Origin of the sequence: Asanoa ferruginea (assembly GCF_003387075.1) — a bacterium.
GTDB lineage: Bacteria > Actinomycetota > Actinomycetes > Mycobacteriales > Micromonosporaceae > Asanoa > Asanoa ferruginea.
Genome location: NZ_QUMQ01000001.1, coordinates 8,530,486 through 8,545,640 on the forward strand (window position 1 = coordinate 8,530,486; position 15,155 = coordinate 8,545,640).

13 protein-coding genes and 1 pseudogene are annotated in these 15,155 nt (G+C 71.0%); 4 read left to right on the plus strand and 10 right to left on the minus strand.

All coding sequences use genetic code 11. The features are described 5' to 3' along the window. The first annotated feature begins 57 nt into the window (after window positions 1-57). The 4 genes and pseudogenes from DFJ67_RS39765 (at window position 58) to pgl (ending at window position 5,158) form a co-directional block, all read left to right on the plus strand. Window positions 58-1,665, plus strand: coding sequence for a phosphoglucose isomerase-related protein (locus DFJ67_RS39765; protein WP_239097318.1), 1,608 nt, complete (start codon window positions 58-60; stop codon window positions 1,663-1,665). Between the two features lie 28 nt (window positions 1,666-1,693). Beyond that, the gene (gene zwf / locus DFJ67_RS39770; protein WP_116074538.1) at window positions 1,694-3,208 is read left to right on the plus strand and encodes a glucose-6-phosphate dehydrogenase; all 1,515 of its coding nucleotides are present in this window, start codon (window positions 1,694-1,696) and stop codon (window positions 3,206-3,208) included. Beyond that, window positions 3,205-4,176: pseudogene (locus tag DFJ67_RS39775) on the plus strand (glucose-6-phosphate dehydrogenase assembly protein OpcA); the annotation flags it as partial. The gene zwf and the pseudogene DFJ67_RS39775, both read left to right, overlap by 4 nt. A gap of 208 nt (window positions 4,177-4,384) precedes the next feature. Continuing rightward, the gene (pgl, locus tag DFJ67_RS39780; RefSeq protein ID WP_116074542.1) at window positions 4,385-5,158 is read left to right on the plus strand and encodes a 6-phosphogluconolactonase; all 774 of its coding nucleotides are present in this window, start codon (window positions 4,385-4,387) and stop codon (window positions 5,156-5,158) included. 7 nt (window positions 5,159-5,165) lie between these two features. On the opposite strand, the gene DFJ67_RS39785 is transcribed toward pgl, so the two are convergent. The 10 genes from DFJ67_RS39785 to DFJ67_RS39830 form a co-directional block, all read right to left on the minus strand. Continuing rightward, window positions 5,166-5,510 (minus strand): RNA polymerase-binding protein RbpA, encoded by a 345-nt coding sequence (locus DFJ67_RS39785; protein WP_116074544.1) that lies wholly within the window; start codon window positions 5,508-5,510, stop codon window positions 5,166-5,168. A 158-nt stretch (window positions 5,511-5,668) separates the two neighbouring features. Beyond that, entirely contained in the window at window positions 5,669-5,923 is a 255-nt protein-coding gene (secG, locus tag DFJ67_RS39790) for a preprotein translocase subunit SecG (protein WP_116074546.1), read from the minus strand. An 83-nt stretch (window positions 5,924-6,006) separates the two neighbouring features. Then, window positions 6,007-6,798 carry a triose-phosphate isomerase gene (tpiA, locus tag DFJ67_RS39795; protein WP_116074548.1) on the minus strand — a complete coding sequence of 264 codons (792 nt, stop codon included), beginning with the start codon at window positions 6,796-6,798 and terminating at the stop codon, window positions 6,007-6,009. Further along, the gene (locus tag DFJ67_RS39800) at window positions 6,798-7,994 is read right to left on the minus strand and encodes a phosphoglycerate kinase (RefSeq protein ID WP_116074550.1); all 1,197 of its coding nucleotides are present in this window, start codon (window positions 7,992-7,994) and stop codon (window positions 6,798-6,800) included. Before DFJ67_RS39800 ends, tpiA begins: the two co-directional genes overlap by 1 nt. 5 nt (window positions 7,995-7,999) lie before the next feature. Beyond that, entirely contained in the window at window positions 8,000-9,004 is a 1,005-nt protein-coding gene (gap, locus tag DFJ67_RS39805; RefSeq protein ID WP_116074552.1) for a type I glyceraldehyde-3-phosphate dehydrogenase, read from the minus strand. Between the two features lie 143 nt (window positions 9,005-9,147). Continuing rightward, window positions 9,148-10,128 carry a DNA-binding protein WhiA gene (gene whiA / locus DFJ67_RS39810; protein ID WP_116074554.1) on the minus strand — a complete coding sequence of 327 codons (981 nt, stop codon included), beginning with the start codon at window positions 10,126-10,128 and terminating at the stop codon, window positions 9,148-9,150. A gap of 57 nt (window positions 10,129-10,185) precedes the next feature. Further along, a complete protein-coding gene (locus DFJ67_RS39815) occupies window positions 10,186-11,151 on the minus strand; it encodes a gluconeogenesis factor YvcK family protein (protein WP_116074556.1) in 966 nt (321 codons plus the stop codon). Then, window positions 11,151-12,044, minus strand: a complete 894-nt coding sequence (gene rapZ, locus DFJ67_RS39820; RefSeq protein ID WP_203783829.1) for an RNase adapter RapZ — start codon at window positions 12,042-12,044, stop codon at window positions 11,151-11,153. The genes DFJ67_RS39815 and rapZ overlap by 1 nt, the downstream gene beginning before the upstream one ends. Window positions 12,045-12,055: 11 nt before the next feature. Further along, window positions 12,056-14,029 carry an excinuclease ABC subunit UvrC gene (gene uvrC, locus DFJ67_RS39825; protein WP_116074558.1) on the minus strand — a complete coding sequence of 658 codons (1,974 nt, stop codon included), beginning with the start codon at window positions 14,027-14,029 and terminating at the stop codon, window positions 12,056-12,058. A 69-nt stretch (window positions 14,030-14,098) separates the two neighbouring features. Next, complete coding sequence (locus DFJ67_RS39830) at window positions 14,099-14,572, minus strand: Rieske (2Fe-2S) protein (RefSeq protein WP_116074560.1); 474 nt, start codon at window positions 14,570-14,572, stop codon at window positions 14,099-14,101. Window positions 14,573-15,155: the final 583 nt, after the last annotated feature.

Below are 15,155 nucleotides of genomic sequence, written 5' to 3' on the forward strand. Positions count from 1 at the left end.
GCCAACGACGACGACGCCGGTCCGGCATTCGCCGACGGCGTCGTCGCCGCGGCCGGCATCGCGGTCTACGGCGCCGGCAGCACCGAGGCGGCGGAGATCCGTTCGTCGCTGGTCGGCGCCGACGTCCCGGCCAAGCTGGTCGCCAAGGACGCCACGCTGTGGGGTCCCGACGCGGAGGCCGAGGCGAAGATCCGGCTCGGCTGGGTCGACACCTTCCGGCAGAGCCGGGAGCTGCTGGTCCGGCTGGCCGAGCTGCGCACCGAGCTGGCCGACCTCGACCACGTCGTGCTCGCCGGCATGGGCGGCTCGTCGCTGGCACCCGAGGTGATCACCCGAACCCTGGGTGTCGAGCTGACCGTGCTCGACACCACCGACCCCGGCCAGATCCGGGCCGCGCTGGCCGACCGCCTCGAGCGCACGCTGCTCGTGGTGTCCAGCAAGTCCGGCGGCACCGTCGAGACCGACAGCCACCGGCGGGCCTACTGGCAGGCGTTCCTCGACGCCGGCATGAGCGAGTCCGAGGCGGCCCGCCACTTCGTGGTGGTCACCGACCCGGGCTCGCCGCTGGAGACCACCGGCAACGAGCTGGGCGCCCAGGTCTTCCTGGCCGACTCCGAGGTCGGCGGCCGCTACTCGGCGCTGACCGCGTTCGGGGTCGTGCCGTCGGCGCTCGCCGGCGTCGACGTCGCCGAGCTGCTCGACCAGGCCGAAGACCTGTTGCCGGCGCTGTCGGAGGAGAGTGGCAACCCCGGCCTCGCGCTGGGCGCCGCGCTCGGTGCGGCGGTCGCCGGCGGTCGCGACAAGGTGGCGCTGATCTCCGACGGCACCGGCATCGTCGGCCTCGGCGACTGGGCCGAGCAGCTCATCGCCGAGTCGACCGGCAAAGACGGCAAGGGCATCCTGCCGGTTGTCATCGAGACGCCGGACAGCCCCGGCGCGCACGGCCGCGACGTGCTCACCGTGACGGTCGGCGGCGCGCAGCCGCCGCACGGCGTCCCGGGCGGCGGCGTCCGGCCCGACGTGGCCGTCAACGGCCCGCTCGGCGGGCAGTTCCTGGTCTGGGAGTTCGCGACCGCGATCGCCGGCCGGGCGATCGGCATCGACCCGTTCAACCAGCCCAACGTGACCGAGTCGAAGAACAACACGACCCGGATCCTGGCCGAGGGGCTGCCCGCCGAGACACCGTCATTCACCGAGGGCGCGATCGAGGTGTACGGCGGCAGCGGCGACAGCCTGGCGGCCGTCCTCGGTGCGCTGGTCGACGGCATCGACCCGCACGGCTACCTGGCCGTGCTGGCGTTCCTCGACCGGCTCACCGACGCCCGGGCCGAGCAGGCGCGGGCACTGCTGGCCACCGCGGCCGGGCGTCCCGTGACGTTCGGCTGGGGGCCGCGCTACCTGCACTCGACCGGGCAATACCACAAGGGCGGGCCCCAGGTCGGCTCGTTCCTCCAGGTCACCGGCGCGGTCGTCGACGACCTGGCGGTGCCGGGCAAGCCCTACTCGTTCGCCGAGCTCCAGGCCGCACAGGCGGCCGGCGACCGGAAAGCGATGATCGACCGGGGCCGGCCGGTTGTCCGGTTGCACCTCACCGACCGCGCGACCGGGGTCGACGAGTTGCTGCGCGCGTTGTCGGGCCTGCCCGCCCGGCAGGACCGAGACTAGAGGCAGTGCGAAATCCTAGGTGGTATGAGTGAACCCGCTGCGTGATCCGCAGGACCGCCGGTTGCCGCGGATCCCCGAGCCCTGTGCTCTGGTGATCTTCGGCGTGACCGGCGACCTGTCTCGCAAGAAGCTGCTGCCGGCCATCTACGACCTCGCCAACCGGGGGCTGCTGCCACCCGGCTTCGTGGTGCTCGGCTTCGCCCGGCGCGACTGGGGCGACGGCGACTTCGAGTCCCTGGCGATGGAGGCGGCGCGGCGCGGTGCGCGTACCCCATGGCGGGAAGAGGTCTGGGCCCGGCTCGTCGGCAACATCAAGTTCGTGCCGGGCGCGTTCGACGACGACGAGGCGTTCGACACGCTCGCGTCGACCCTCGACGAACTGCGTGACACGCACGGCATCGCCGGCAACGCCGCGTTCTACTTCGCGATCCCGCCACCGGCGTTCCCGATAGTGCTCAAGCAGCTCGCCCGCACCGGGATGGCCGACAACCGCAAGTCCGGCGGCTGGCGGCGGGTCGTGGTGGAGAAGCCGTTCGGCAACGACCTGCCCTCGGCCAAGTCGCTCAACGACCTGGTCGACGACGTGTTCACCCGCGACGACGTCTTCCGCATCGACCACTACCTGGGCAAGGAGACGGTCCAGAACATCCTGGCCCTGCGGTTCGCCAACAACCTGTTCGAGCCGCTGTGGAACAGCAAATACGTCGACTCGGTGCAGATAACCATGGCTGAAGACGTAGGCATCGGTGCCCGGGCCGGTTTCTACGACGCCGCCGGCGCGGCGAGAGACGTGTTGCAGAACCACCTCCTCCAGCTGATGACGCTCATCGCGATGGAGGAGCCGACCAGCTTCGACGCGTCGGAGATCCGCACCGAGAAGCTCAAGGTGCTGCGGGCGATAAAGGTGCCGCACGACGTACGCGGCGAGACGGTCCGCGGGCAATACCTGCCCGGCTGGGTCGGCGGCGAGCGCGCGGTCGGCTATCTCGAGGAGAAGGACGTGCCGTCCGACTCCACCACCGAGACCTACGTCGCGGTGAAGCTGGGCGTGCAGAACCGCCGCTGGGCCGGGGTGCCGTTCTACCTGCGCTGTGGCAAGCGGCTGCCGCGCCGGGTCACCGAGCTGGCGATCATCTTCAAGAAGGCGCCGCACCTGCCGTTCAACCCCTACGACATCGAGATGCTGGGTGCCAACCAACTCGTCATCCGGGTCCAGCCCGACGAGGGCGTGGTGCTCAAGTTCGGCTCCAAGGTGCCCGGCACCACGATGGAGGTCCGCGACATCGCGATGGACTTCGAATACGGCGCCGCGTTCACCGAGTCCAGCCCCGAGGCCTACGAGCGGCTCGTCCGCGACGTGCTGATCGGCGACCGCACCCTGTTCCCCGATGCGGCCGAGGTCGAGCAGAGCTGGCGGGTGATCGACCCGCTGGAAGAGGCCTGGGCCGGCACCGCACCCGAGCCCTACCGGGCCGGCGAATGGGGACCGCACGCGGCCGACGAGCTGCTGCGGCGCGACGGCCGGCACTGGAGGCGGGCATGATCGGGCTCTGGGACACCACCGGCAACGAGGTGGTCAAGGCGCTGGCGACCGAACGCCGGTCGGCTGGCGGCGTGGCCAGCGGCATGGCGCTGACCCTGATCGTCGTGGTCGACGAGAAGCGGGTTCGGGAGGCGGAGGCGGCGGCCACGATCGCCGCGGCGATGCACCCGTGCCGGCTGCTGATCGTGGTCCGCGCCGACGTCGAGCGCCCCAGCAACCGCCTCGACGCCGAGGTGGTCGTCGGCGGCCGGCTCGGCCCGTGCGAAGCGGTCGTGATGCGGATGTACGGCCGGCTGGCCCTGCACGCCGAGTCGGTGGTGATGCCGCTGCTCGTCCCCGACGTGCCGGTGGTCACCTGGTGGCACGGCGAGCCGCCGGACCGGATCGCCAACGACTTCCTCGGTGTGGTCGCCGACCGCCGGATCACCGACGTGGCACAGACCCCCGACCCGGTGACCGCGCTGCGGCAGCGGGCCAAGGACTACGCACCCGGCGACACCGACCTGGCCTGGACCCGGATCACCCCGTGGCGCACGCTGGTCGCGTCGGCGTTCGACACCACCGAGGCCCAACTCGTCGGCGCGACGGTCGAGGCACCCGAGCACGACCCGACCGCGGCGCTGATGTCGGGCTGGCTGGCCGCCCGGCTCAAGATCGAGCCGCGCTGGGAGACCACCAACGACTACCGGATCATGCGGTCGGTCGCGATGGTGGCGGCCAACAACGACGAGGTCAAACTCGTGCGCGACCAGGACCTGGCCGTCTTCACCCGGACACACCAGGTCGAGCGGCTGCTGCCGCTGGTCCGCCGGCCGCTCGGCGAGGAGTTGGCCGAGGAGTTGCGCCGGCTCGACCCCGACCAGGTCTACGCCGAGGCGCTGAGCGCGATGTCCGGCGAGACCGGCCTCGACACGCGTCCGGCACACCGGGTGCACGTCTGGAAAGACCCGGTGACCGCCGGCCACGCACCCGGCATGGGCCCCGGCATCGTCGGCGGCGGCCCACCCACCCAGGTGGAAGACATGCCCCCGCGCACCGGCGACCGGGTCACCCCGGCCTCCGCCGGCGCCGGCACCGCACAGGGCTCCGCACCGACCACTCCGTCGCCGGGTGCCGACTCGTGAGCCCGCTCAGCGGGTCTCGGTCATCCGGCGCTGAGCGAAGCGAGGCATCAGCGTGAGCGAAACGAGCGTCATCGTTCATTCGGACGCTGACGTGCTGGCGCACGCGGTGGCGGCACGGTTGGTGGTGGCGCTGATCGACGCGCAGGCCGAGCGTGGTGCGGCGTCGTGGGTGCTGACCGGTGGCCGGATCGCGGGCGCGGTGCACCGGGCCGTGCGCGACCTGCCGGCCAGCGACGCGGTCGACTGGTCGCGGGTCGACTGCTGGTGGGGCGACGAGCGGTTCCTGCCTGCCGGCCACCCCGACCGCAACGAGACCCAGGCGCGCGAGCAGATCCTCGACGCGCTGAAGGTGCCCGCGGCCCGGGTGCACGCCATGCCGCCGTCCGACGGGCCTGACGGCAACGACCCGGAGGCGGCGGCGGCCCGCTACGCGCAGGAACTGGCCCGGGCGGCCCGCCCGGGCACGGCGCCGCTCCCCCACTTCGACGTGCTGATGCTCGGCGTGGGCGAAGACGGCCACGTGGCCTCGGTGTTCCCGGAGCACCCGGTCGCCTACGAGACCCGCCCGGTCAGCGCGGTGCGGGGCAGCCCGAAGCCGCCACCGGTGCGGATCACCCTGACCCTGCCGACGATCAACACCGCCGACGAGGTCTGGCTGGTCGCGGCCGGCCCAGACAAGGCGGGCGCGGTGGGCATGGCCCTGGCCGGCGCGGGCCCGGTGCAGCTACCGGCGGCGGGCGTGCGCGGCGTCAACCGCACGATCTGGCAGCTCGACAGCGCTGCCGCCACCCAGGTGCGCCGCACCTTCCGCAGCGTGCGGACCTGACCGGCGGCTAGTTTTCGCCGCGGCGCTGGCGCAGGTTGGCCAGCGCCTCGGCGAGGATCGCGGCGCCGTCGGCGTCGCTGCGCCGTTCTTTCACGTAGGCCAGGTGGGTCTTGTAAGGCTCGGCGCGCGGCCGCCCGGGTGGGTTGGCCGCGTCGAGGCCGCCCGGCTGCCCGCAGCGGGGGCAGTCCCAGGTCACCGGTGGGGTGACGTCGGCCGCGAGGGAGACCTCGGTGGGGTGGGAGTTGGCGCACCAGTAGGTCACCGGGTGACGGGGTGCGGGCTCGCACCGCTCAGTCGGTCGGATCGGGCCGGAACCGACGCGGGTGCCTCGGATTGCGCTGCCGCTTGGCACGGTATCTCGCTCCTGTCGTCGTGCGGTGTCGGCCGCGGGGGATGCGGCTTTCCTGACGCGGTGAAGCGGAACTAACCTGAGCTGGAAAAACAGTGCGCGGCCCGGAACAACCGTCCCGGACCGCGCACGAGTTTACGACTGTTTGGCCGAAATCGGGGTCAGCTGCCGACGGCGAGTTTGAGCCAGAGGCCCAGACCCACGATGCACGCGAACCACACGACTCCCACCAGGAGGGTGTAGCGGTCGAGGTTTTTCTCAGCGATCGAAGAGCCGGCGAGGTTGGTGCTCACGCCGCCGCCGAACATGCTGGACAGGCCGCCACCCTTGCCGCGGTGCAGCAGGATCAGCATCGTCAGTAGCACGCTCGTGATGATCAGCAACACGATCAACGTGTAGGCGAATGCGATCGGCATGGCGGTCGTGATCCTCTCGTGGGGGCGCAACTCAGCAAGGATAGCGGCCGGGTCCGCGGAGTGCGGACCCGGCCGGTGCCCTACTACTTCTTGATGTGCTCCGGGAACCGGACGATCTGCACGAACTCGTCGGCGTCGATGCTGGCGCCACCGACCAGAGCACCATCGACGTCGGGCTGGGCCATGATCCCGGCCACGTTGTTGGCCTTGACCGAGCCGCCGTAGAGGATGCGGGTGACCTCGGCCGTCTCGGTGTCGAACCGCTCCGCCAGCCGGCTGCGGACCGCGCCGCAGACCTCCTGCGCGTCTTCCGGCGTCGCCGTCTTGCCGGTGCCGATCGCCCAGACCGGCTCGTAGGCGATGACGACCTTGCGGACCTGCTCGGCCTTGAGCCCGTCGAGCCCGGCGTCGAGCTGCGAGGTGCAGTGCGCCACCTGCTCGGCCGCCTCGCGCACGTCGAGACCCTCGCCGATGCAGAAGATCGGCGTGAGCTCGTTGGCCAGCGCCGCCTGCACCTTGGCGTTCACCACCTGGTCGTCTTCGTGGTGGTATTGCCGGCGCTCGGAGTGCCCGACCACGACGTAGGAGCAGCCGAGCTTGGCGAGCATCGGGCCGGAGATGTCGCCCGTGTAGGCGCCACCCTTGTGCGGCGAGAGGTCCTGCGCGCCGTACCCGATGAGCAGTTTGTCGCCGTCGACCAGGGTCTGCACGCTGCGCAGGTCGGTGAACGGCGGGATCACCACCGTCTCGACGTCGGTGAGCTGCTGCTCGTTGAGGCTGAACGCCAGCTTCTGGACCAGACCGATGGCCTCGAGGTGGTTGAGGTTCATCTTCCAGTTGCCGGCCATCAACGGCCGGCGTGCGTGCGGCGCCATCAGGACTCCAGAGCGGCGATGCCCGGAAGGCTCTTGCCCTCCAGGTATTCCAGCGAGGCTCCCCCGCCGGTGGAGATGTGGCCGAACGCGTCGTCGTCGAGCCCGAGCGCGCGGACCGCGGCCGCGGAGTCGCCGCCGCCGACGACGGTCAGGCCGTCGACCTTCATGATCGCCTCAGCGACGCCCCGGGTGCCGGCCGCGAACGGCGCCAGCTCGAAGACGCCCATCGGGCCGTTCCAGAAGACCGTGTGCGCGTCGGCGAGAGCGCCTGCGAACGCGGCCACGCTGGTGGGGCCGATGTCGAGCCCGAGCCGGTCGGCCGGGATCGCGTCGACGCCAACGACCTCGTGGTCGGCGTCGGCCGCGAACGCGGTGGCGGCCACCACGTCGGTCGGCAGCACGATCTTGTCGCCGCCGCGGGCGAGCAGGTCGCGGCAGGTGTCGACCATCTCGTCTTCGAGCAGCGACTTGCCGATCCCGTGGCCCTGGGCCTTGAGGAAGGTGAAGCACATGCCGCCGCCGACGAGCAGCCGGTCGACCTTGGGCAGCAGCGCCTCGATGACCGCGAGCTTGTCGGAGACCTTGGCACCGCCGAGCACCACCACGTAGGGGCGGTCGGGGTCGGTGGTCAGCCGGTCGAGCACCTCGAGCTCGCGGAGCACCAGGCCGCCCGCGAAATGCGGCAGCCGCGCGGGCACGTCGAAGACGCTGGCGTGCTTGCGGTGCACCGCGCCGAACGCGTCGTCGACGTAGGCCTCGGCGAACGCCGCGAGCTGGTCGGCGAACGCGCCCCGCTCGGCGTCGTCCTTGCTGGTCTCGCCGGCGTTGAAGCGCAGGTTCTCCAGCAGCAGCACCTGGCCGCCGGCCAGGGCGTCGACGCTCTGCTGTGCCGACGGGCCGACCGTGTCTTCCGCGAAGACGATCGGGCCGTCGAGCAGCTCGCCGAGCCGGGTGGCGACCGGAGCCAGCGTGTATTTGGGGTCGGGCGCGCCCTTGGGGCGGCCCAGGTGGGACATCACGATCACCGCGGCGCCCGCGTCGCGGAGCGCCTTGATGGTGGGCAGGACCGCCCGGATCCGACCGTCGTCGGTGATCAGACCGGGCTGGTCCTTGGCGAAGGGGACGTTCAGGTCGGCGCGCACCAGGACGCGCCGACCCGCGACTCCCTCCGCGAGGAGATCGTCAAGCGTCTTCATGATGGTCAGAGCGAGGTCCCGACGAGCTTGACCAGGTCGGCCAGGCGGTTGGAGTAGCCCCACTCGTTGTCGTACCAGCCGACGACCTTGACCTGGTTGCCGATCACCTTGGTCAGGCCCGAGTCGAAGATGCACGACGACGGGTCGGTGACGATGTCGGTCGAGACGATCTCGTCTTCGGTGTAGGTCAGGTAGCCCTTGAGCGCACCCGCCGCCGCTTCCTTCATCGCGTTGTTGACCTCTTCGACCGAGGTCTCACGGGCGACGTTGACGGTCAGGTCGGTCGCCGAGCCGGTCGGGATCGGCACCCGCAGCGCGTAGCCGTCGAGCTTGCCCTTGAGCTCGGGCAGCACGAGGCCGATCGCCTTGGCGGCACCGGTCGAGGTCGGCACGATGTTGAGTGCCGCCGCGCGGGCCCGGCGCAGGTCCTTGTGCGGACCGTCCTGGAGGTTCTGGTCCTGCGTGTAGGCGTGGATCGTGGTCATCAGACCGTGCTCGATCGTGAACGTGTCGTTGAGCACCTTTGCCATCGGAGCGAGGCAGTTGGTGGTGCACGACGCGTTCGAGATGATCGTGTGCTTCGCCGGGTCGTAAAGGTTGTCGTTGACACCCATGACCACGGTGAAGTCTTCGTGCTTGGCCGGCGCGGAGATGATGACCTTCTTCGCACCGCCGTCGACGTGTGCCCGCGCCTTGGTGGCGTCGGTGAACAGGCCCGTCGACTCGATCACGACGTCGGCGCCCAGGTCGCCCCAGGGCAGCTTGCCCGGGTCGCGCTCGGCGAACACCTTGAACGACTGCCCGCCGACCGAGATCTCGTCGGCCGTGGCCTTGACCTCGAACGGCAGCCGGCCGAGGATCGAGTCGTATTTCAGCAGGTGTGCCAGGGTGGCGTTGTCGGTGAGGTCGTTGGCGCCGACCAGCTGGATGTCCGCCCCGGAAGCGAGGACGGCCCGGAAGAAGTTGCGGCCGATGCGGCCGAACCCGTTGATGCCAACCCGGATGGTCACAGGTTTCATCTCCTCGATGATGAGATTGCCGGCCGCCGCGAATATCGCGTACGCCGGCCGGTGTTAGAACCGGTTGCCGGCCCCGTCGCCGTACTCAACGACACTATCTGAGTGCGTGCTTTACCTGCGCGGCAGGTGGGGTGTCAGACCACAAGCATGTCGGGCGTCACAGCGGCCTCAGTGTCGGGAATGCCCAGATCACGCGCCCGCTTGTCGGCCAGCGCCAGCAGCCGGCGGATCCGGCCGGCGATCGCGTCCTTGGTCAGCGGCGGATCGGCGAGCGCACCGAGTTCTTCGAGGGACGCCTGTCGGTGGTCGAGACGCAGCTTGCCGGCCGAGGTCAGGTGCGTCGGCGCGTCGTCGGCGAGGATCTCCAGGGCCCGGGTCACCCGGGCCGCGGCCGCCACCGCCGCGCGCGCCGAACGGCGCAGGTTGGCGTCGTCGAAGTTGGCCAGCCGGTTGGCGGTCGCCCGCACCTCGCGGCGGACCCGGCGCTCCTCCCAGGCCAGCACGCTGCTGTGCGCGCCGATCCGGGTGAGCAGCGCGGAGATCGCGTCGCCGTCTTTCACCACGACCCGGTCGACGCCGCGGACCTCGCGCGCCTTGGCGGTGATGCCGATCCGGCGGGCGGCGCCGACCAGCGCGAGCGCCGACTCCGGGCCCGGGCAGGTGATCTCGAGCGCGCTGGAGCGGCCGGGCTCGGTCAGCGAGCCGTGTGCCATGAACGCCCCCCGCCAGGCCGCCACCGAGCAGCAGACGTTGCCGGAAACGACGTGCTGCGGCAGGCCGCGCACCGGACGGCCGCGAACGTCGAGCAGGCCGGTCTGGCGGGCCAGGATCTCGCCGTCCTTGACCACCCGAACGATGTAGTGGCTGGCCTTGCGCAGGCCGCCGGACGCCAGCACGTGGATCTCGCTCGGGTAGCCGTAGACCTCGGCGATCTCCCGGCGCAGCCGGCGCGCGACCGCGCCGGTGTCGAGCTCGGCCTCGACCACCACCCGGCCCGAGACGATATGCAGGCCGCCGGCGAAGCGCAGCAGCGCCGCCATCTCGGCCCGCCGACAGCACGGCTTGGGCACGTCGACCCGACTCAGCTCGTCCTTGACCGCGGCGGTCATCGCCATAACTCTTCGTCACCTCGCGTGCTGGTCTCCGGCCCGGAGCCGGTGGGTCTCACGTGCTTAACGACTGGCGCCCAGGACAGGCACCAGGGCCGCCCCGAGAGCAGCAGGATCATGCCTCGGACTGCCGTCTGCCACCGCCACTGGTGCGAGGACGAGCCGCGCACCCAGCGATTCTGCCGCACGACGGACCGGTTCGGGGTCACCGACGGCGGTCCCGTCGGCGAGAACGGTGTCAACTTTCAGGCCGGGCAGGTACCAATGCAGCGCGGCCAGGTGATCAGCAGCCGACAGTCCCCAGGTTTCGGGCTCGGCCGCCAGATTGAGGGTCACCAACCGGCGCGCCGCGCTGGCCACGATCGCGGCGGCCAGATCGGGCACCAGCAGGTGCGGGATCACGCTCGTGTACCAACTGCCCGGCCCGAAGATCAGCCAGTCGGCCCGCTCGACCGCGGCCACCGCCTCCGGGCACGCGGGCGGGTCGGCCGGCGTGAGCCGGACCGCCTCCACGTGACCGGGCGCGACCGCCACCGCGTGCTGGCCCTCCACCGTCAACAGGGTCTGCGGCCGGCGTGGGTCGGCGCCCCGGATGTCGGCTTCGATGCCGACCGCCTTGACCGCCATCGGCAGCACCCGGCCGGCGGCGTCGACCATCCGGGCCGCGTGATCCAAAGCGGACACCGGATCGCCGAGCTGTTCCATCAGCCCGACGAGTACCAGATTTCCGACAGTGTGCCCGTCGAGTGGACTGTGGTCGCGTCCGTCGGGGGTGAACCGGTGCTGGAACAGCTCGGCCGTGGCCTGCGTGTCGGGCCGTTCGGCGGCCAGCGCGGCCAGCGCCTGGCGCAGGTCGCCCGGCGGCAGCGCGGCCCGCTCGGCGCGCAGCCGGCCGCTCGAGCCGCCGTCGTCGGCGACCGTCACGACCGCCGTGATGTCGAGGTCGGTGCCCAGGTCGGTGCTGAGGCCACGCAGGGCGCGCAGCGAGGCGGACAGGCCGTGGCCGCCTCCGAACGCGACAACCCGCATCACTCACGCCCCAGGTCGCGGTGTTGCGCCGACGCGGAGACCCGGGCCTCGCGCAGCCGGGTCGCCAGCTCCTCGGCGATGGCGACGCTGCGGTGCTTGCCGCCGGTGCAGCCGACGGCCACCGTCAGGTAGCGCTTGCCCTCGCGCTCGAAGCCGGGCGCGGTGCCGACGATCAGCCGCGAGTAGGTCTCCACGAACGGGACCGCGCCGTGCTGGCCGAGCACGTAGCCGCTGACCGCCTCATCGCGCCCGGTCAGGTCGCGCAGCTCCGGCACCCAGAACGGGTTGGGCAGGAAGCGGGCGTCGAGCACGAAGTCGGCGTCGGGCGGCAGGCCGTATTTGAAGCCGAAGCTGAGCACGGTCACCTTGAGCCGGCGGGCGTCTTCACCGCCGAACATCTCTTCGATCCGGCGGCGGAGCTGGTTGACGTTGAGGTGGCTGGTGTCGATGATCACGTCGGCCTGGTCGCGCGAGTCTTCGAGCAGCTTGCGCTCGGCCGCGATGCCGTCGGCGAGCCGGCCGTCGCCCTGGAGGGGGTGGGACCGGCGGACGCTCTCGAAGCGCCGGATCAGCACGTCGTCGTCGGCGTCGAGGAACACCACGTGCGGGTTGAAGCCGCGCTTCTTCAGCGCGTGCACCGCGCCGGTGAGGTCGGCGGAGAAGGCCCGGCTGCGCACGTCGAGCACCATCGCGGTGAGCCGCGCCGGCCCGCCCGCCGCGTAGGCCAGCTCGGCCATCTCCAGCATCAGCGTCTGCGGCAGGTTGTCGACGACGTAGAAGCCGACGTTCTCCAGGGCGCGCGCGACCGTGCTCCGACCACCGCCCGAGACGCCAGTGACGATCACGAGCGTGGTGTCGGACCTGTCCAGCTCGTCGTTCTCCCGCTCACCCACGACGCGAAATCCTAGGCATCGCGGGAAACATCGGACTCATCGCCCTCTTCTGTCGCTGTCGGGACCGGCTCGCCACCGAGCGCGGCCTTGATCGCTTCGGCCGTGCGCAGGCCGAATCCGGGCACGGAGGCGATCTCCTCGACGGTCGCCGCGGTCAGCCGCTTGACCGAACCGAAGTGGCGCAGCAGCACCTTGCGCCGGATCTCGCCGAGCCCCGGGATGCCGTCGAGCTGCGACGCCGTCATCCGCTTCGAGCGTCGCTCGCGGTGGAACGTGATGGCGAACCGGTGCGCCTCGTCGCGGGCGCGTTGCAGCAGGTAGAGGCCCTCGGAGGTGCGCGGCATGATGACCGGGAACTGGTCGTCGGGGATCCACACCTCTTCGAGCCGCTTGGCCAGGCCGCACAGCGCGATGTCGTCTATGCCGAGGTCGCGCAGCACCGCGGCGGCCGCGCGCACCTGTGGCTCACCGCCATCGACCACGACCAGTTGCGGTGCGTACGCGAACCGGCGCGGCTTACCCGTACGCGGATCGATTCCGGGTCGGTCTGGATCTATCTCCATCTCGTCACCGAGCTCGCCGGTTTCGGCGCGCGCGTCGAGGTAGCGGGCGAACCGGCGGCGCAGCACCTCGGAGATCGCGGACAGGTCGTCGGTCGCGCCTCTGATCACAAAGCGGCGATATTCACTCTTGCGGGCTAACCCGTCTTCGAAGACGACCATGCTGGCGACCACGTCGGTGCCCTGGATCTGCGAAATGTCGTAACACTCGATGCGCAGCGGTGCGGTCTCCATGCCGAGCGCCTCGGCGATCTCCTCGAGCGCCTGGCTGCGGGTGGTCAGGTCGGCCGACCGCTTGAGCTTGTGGCGGGCCAGAGCCTCGTGCGCGTTGCGGGCGACGGTCTCGAGCAGCGCCTTCTTGTCGCCGCGCTGCGGCACCCGCAGGCTCACCCGGCTCCCCCGGTGTTGGCTGAGCCAGTCGGCGAGGGCGTCGTCGTCGGGCGGCAGCGCCGGGACCAGCAGCTCGCGCGGCACGTCGGTCTCGCCCTGCTCGCCGCCGTAGACCTGGGAGCAGAAGTGGTGCACCAGGTCGCCGGTGCTGAGGTCTTCGGTCTTCTCGACCACCCAGCCGCGCTGGCCCCGCACCCGGCCGCCGCGCACGTGGAAGACCTGCACCGCGGCCTCCAGCGGGTCTTCGGCGAAGGCGACCACGTCGGCGTCGGTGCCGTCGCCCAGCACGACGGTCTGCTTCTCCATCGCCCGGCGCAGGGCGGCCAGGTCGTCGCGCAGCCGGGCCGCGCGCTCGAACTCGAGCTCCTCGCTGGCGGCCATCATCTCGCGGTCGAGCCGGCGGATCAGGGTGTCGGTCTTGCCGGCCATGAAGTCGACGAAATCATTGACGATCTGCCGGTGCTCGGCCGCGGACACCGAGCCGACGCAGGGCGCCGAGCACTTGCCGATGTAGCCCAACAAACAAGGACGGCCGATCTGGCCGGCGCGCTTGAAGACGCCCTTGGAGCAGGTGCGCGCCGGGAAGACACGCAGCAGCAGGTCGAGCGTCTCGCGGATGGCCCAGGCGTGTGAATAAGGACCGAAGTAGCGGACGCCCTTACGCTTGGCGCCGCGCATCACCTGGAGCCGCGGGAACTCCTCGTCGAGGGTGACGGCCAAATAGGGATAAGACTTGTCGTCGCGGTAGCGGACGTTGAACCGCGGGTCGTATTCCTTGATCCAGGTGTATTCCTGCTGGAGCGCCTCGACCTCGGTGCCGACGGTGATCCAGTCGACGGACGCCGCCGTGGTGACCATCTGGCGGGTGCGCTGGTGCAGGCCGTAGGGATCGGCGAAGTAGGAGTTGAGCCGGCTGCGCAGGCTCTTGGCCTTGCCGACATAGATGACCCGGCCGGTCGCATCACGGAACCGGTAGACGCCCGGAAGCTCCGGAATCGAGCCCGATGGGGGGCGGTAGGTCGACGGGTCAGCCACGGCGGCAAGCGTAACGCTCACCTCCGTCAAGATCGGTTGATCTTGGTGGCCGACCCGCCGGCCCTACGTCTAGGCCAGGACGATGTCGTCGCCCTTGACCGTGACCTCGCGGGCGGTCAGGGCCCGGGTCGCCGGCCCGTTGCGCGGCTCACCACTGTCGAGCGCGAACTTGCTGCCGTGGCAACTGCAGTTGATCGTGCCGCTGTCGACGCTGGCGATCGGGCAGCCCTGGTGGGTGCACACCGCCCGGAACCCGTGAAACTGGCCCTCGGTCGGCTGCGTCACGACCATCTGGGAGGCCGCGAAGATCGCGCCGCCACCGACCGGCACGTCCGCGACCTTGCCGAGAACCTCGCCGCCGCCTTCGTTGGCATCGCCGGTCGGCTCGTCGGTCGGATCGGCCGGCCCCGCGGTCTGCCCCGAGGTCGCTCCCGACCCGGCGTCGCTGTCGGCGCCACAGGCGGTCAGAACGGTCACTGCCCCCACCGCTCCTACGCCCGCCAGCAGCGTGCGCCGGCTCGTCACCGTCTCTTCCTTACTCATCCGCTATGCCTCTCCTCGGCCGCACGGTCAGTTGAATGTTTGACTTCCCCGCCAAGTCACACGAACACTTGCCGCCCCCGGTTCAGCCGGCGCGGGTCGGACATTTCGTTCCGGCACCATACTGAGCCGAGCTTGTGACCTGCTGTGGCCCCTCTTTGAAAGAGATCCGCGTCGCCGCCAGCAACGACCACGGCCTCGACCAGCGAGCCGCGGTGGGGTCGCGCGGTGGGGTCGATGCCTGGGTGCCGCACCAGGTCGAGCGGCCGGCCGTCGAGGGTGACGGCGGCGGCAGAGCCGATCCAGAAGCGGCGCGGTGAGTTCCCGTCCCGCGTGTGGTCGTCACCGACCCGCGATACCCCGCAACCTCGATGCTGTCCAACATGTCCCGATCGGGCCGGTCTGGCAACCGCGACACGCAACAGGCCACGGCCACGGCCACGGCCACGGCCACGGCCACGGCCACGGCCACGACGACCAAAGACGCCCGCCGCCGCAACCTGCGGTCCGGACGGCGAAGCTCGGCACGCACCCCTGCCCCCAGGGCCGTGCGGCCGGTTCAGCGCCGCCGAAATTCCGCGCTGCC

What these genes read in the sequence shown, in the direction of transcription:
- secG (WP_116074546.1), bottom strand. Translation starts at nt 5,923, where the DNA reads ATGCCGATCGCATTCGCCTACACGTTGATCGTGTTGCTGATCATCACG.
- tpiA (WP_116074548.1), bottom strand. Translation starts at nt 6,798, where the DNA reads ATGGCGCCGCACGCACGCCGGCCGTTGATGGCCGGCAACTGGAAGATG.
- DFJ67_RS39800 (WP_116074550.1), bottom strand. Translation starts at nt 7,994, where the DNA reads ATGAAGACGCTTGACGATCTCCTCGCGGAGGGAGTCGCGGGTCGGCGC.
- whiA (WP_116074554.1), bottom strand. Translation starts at nt 10,128, where the DNA reads ATGGCGATGACCGCCGCGGTCAAGGACGAGCTGAGTCGGGTCGACGTG.
- DFJ67_RS39815 (WP_116074556.1), bottom strand. Translation starts at nt 11,151, where the DNA reads ATGCGGGTTGTCGCGTTCGGAGGCGGCCACGGCCTGTCCGCCTCGCTG.
- DFJ67_RS39830 (WP_116074560.1), bottom strand. Translation starts at nt 14,572, where the DNA reads ATGAGTAAGGAAGAGACGGTGACGAGCCGGCGCACGCTGCTGGCGGGC.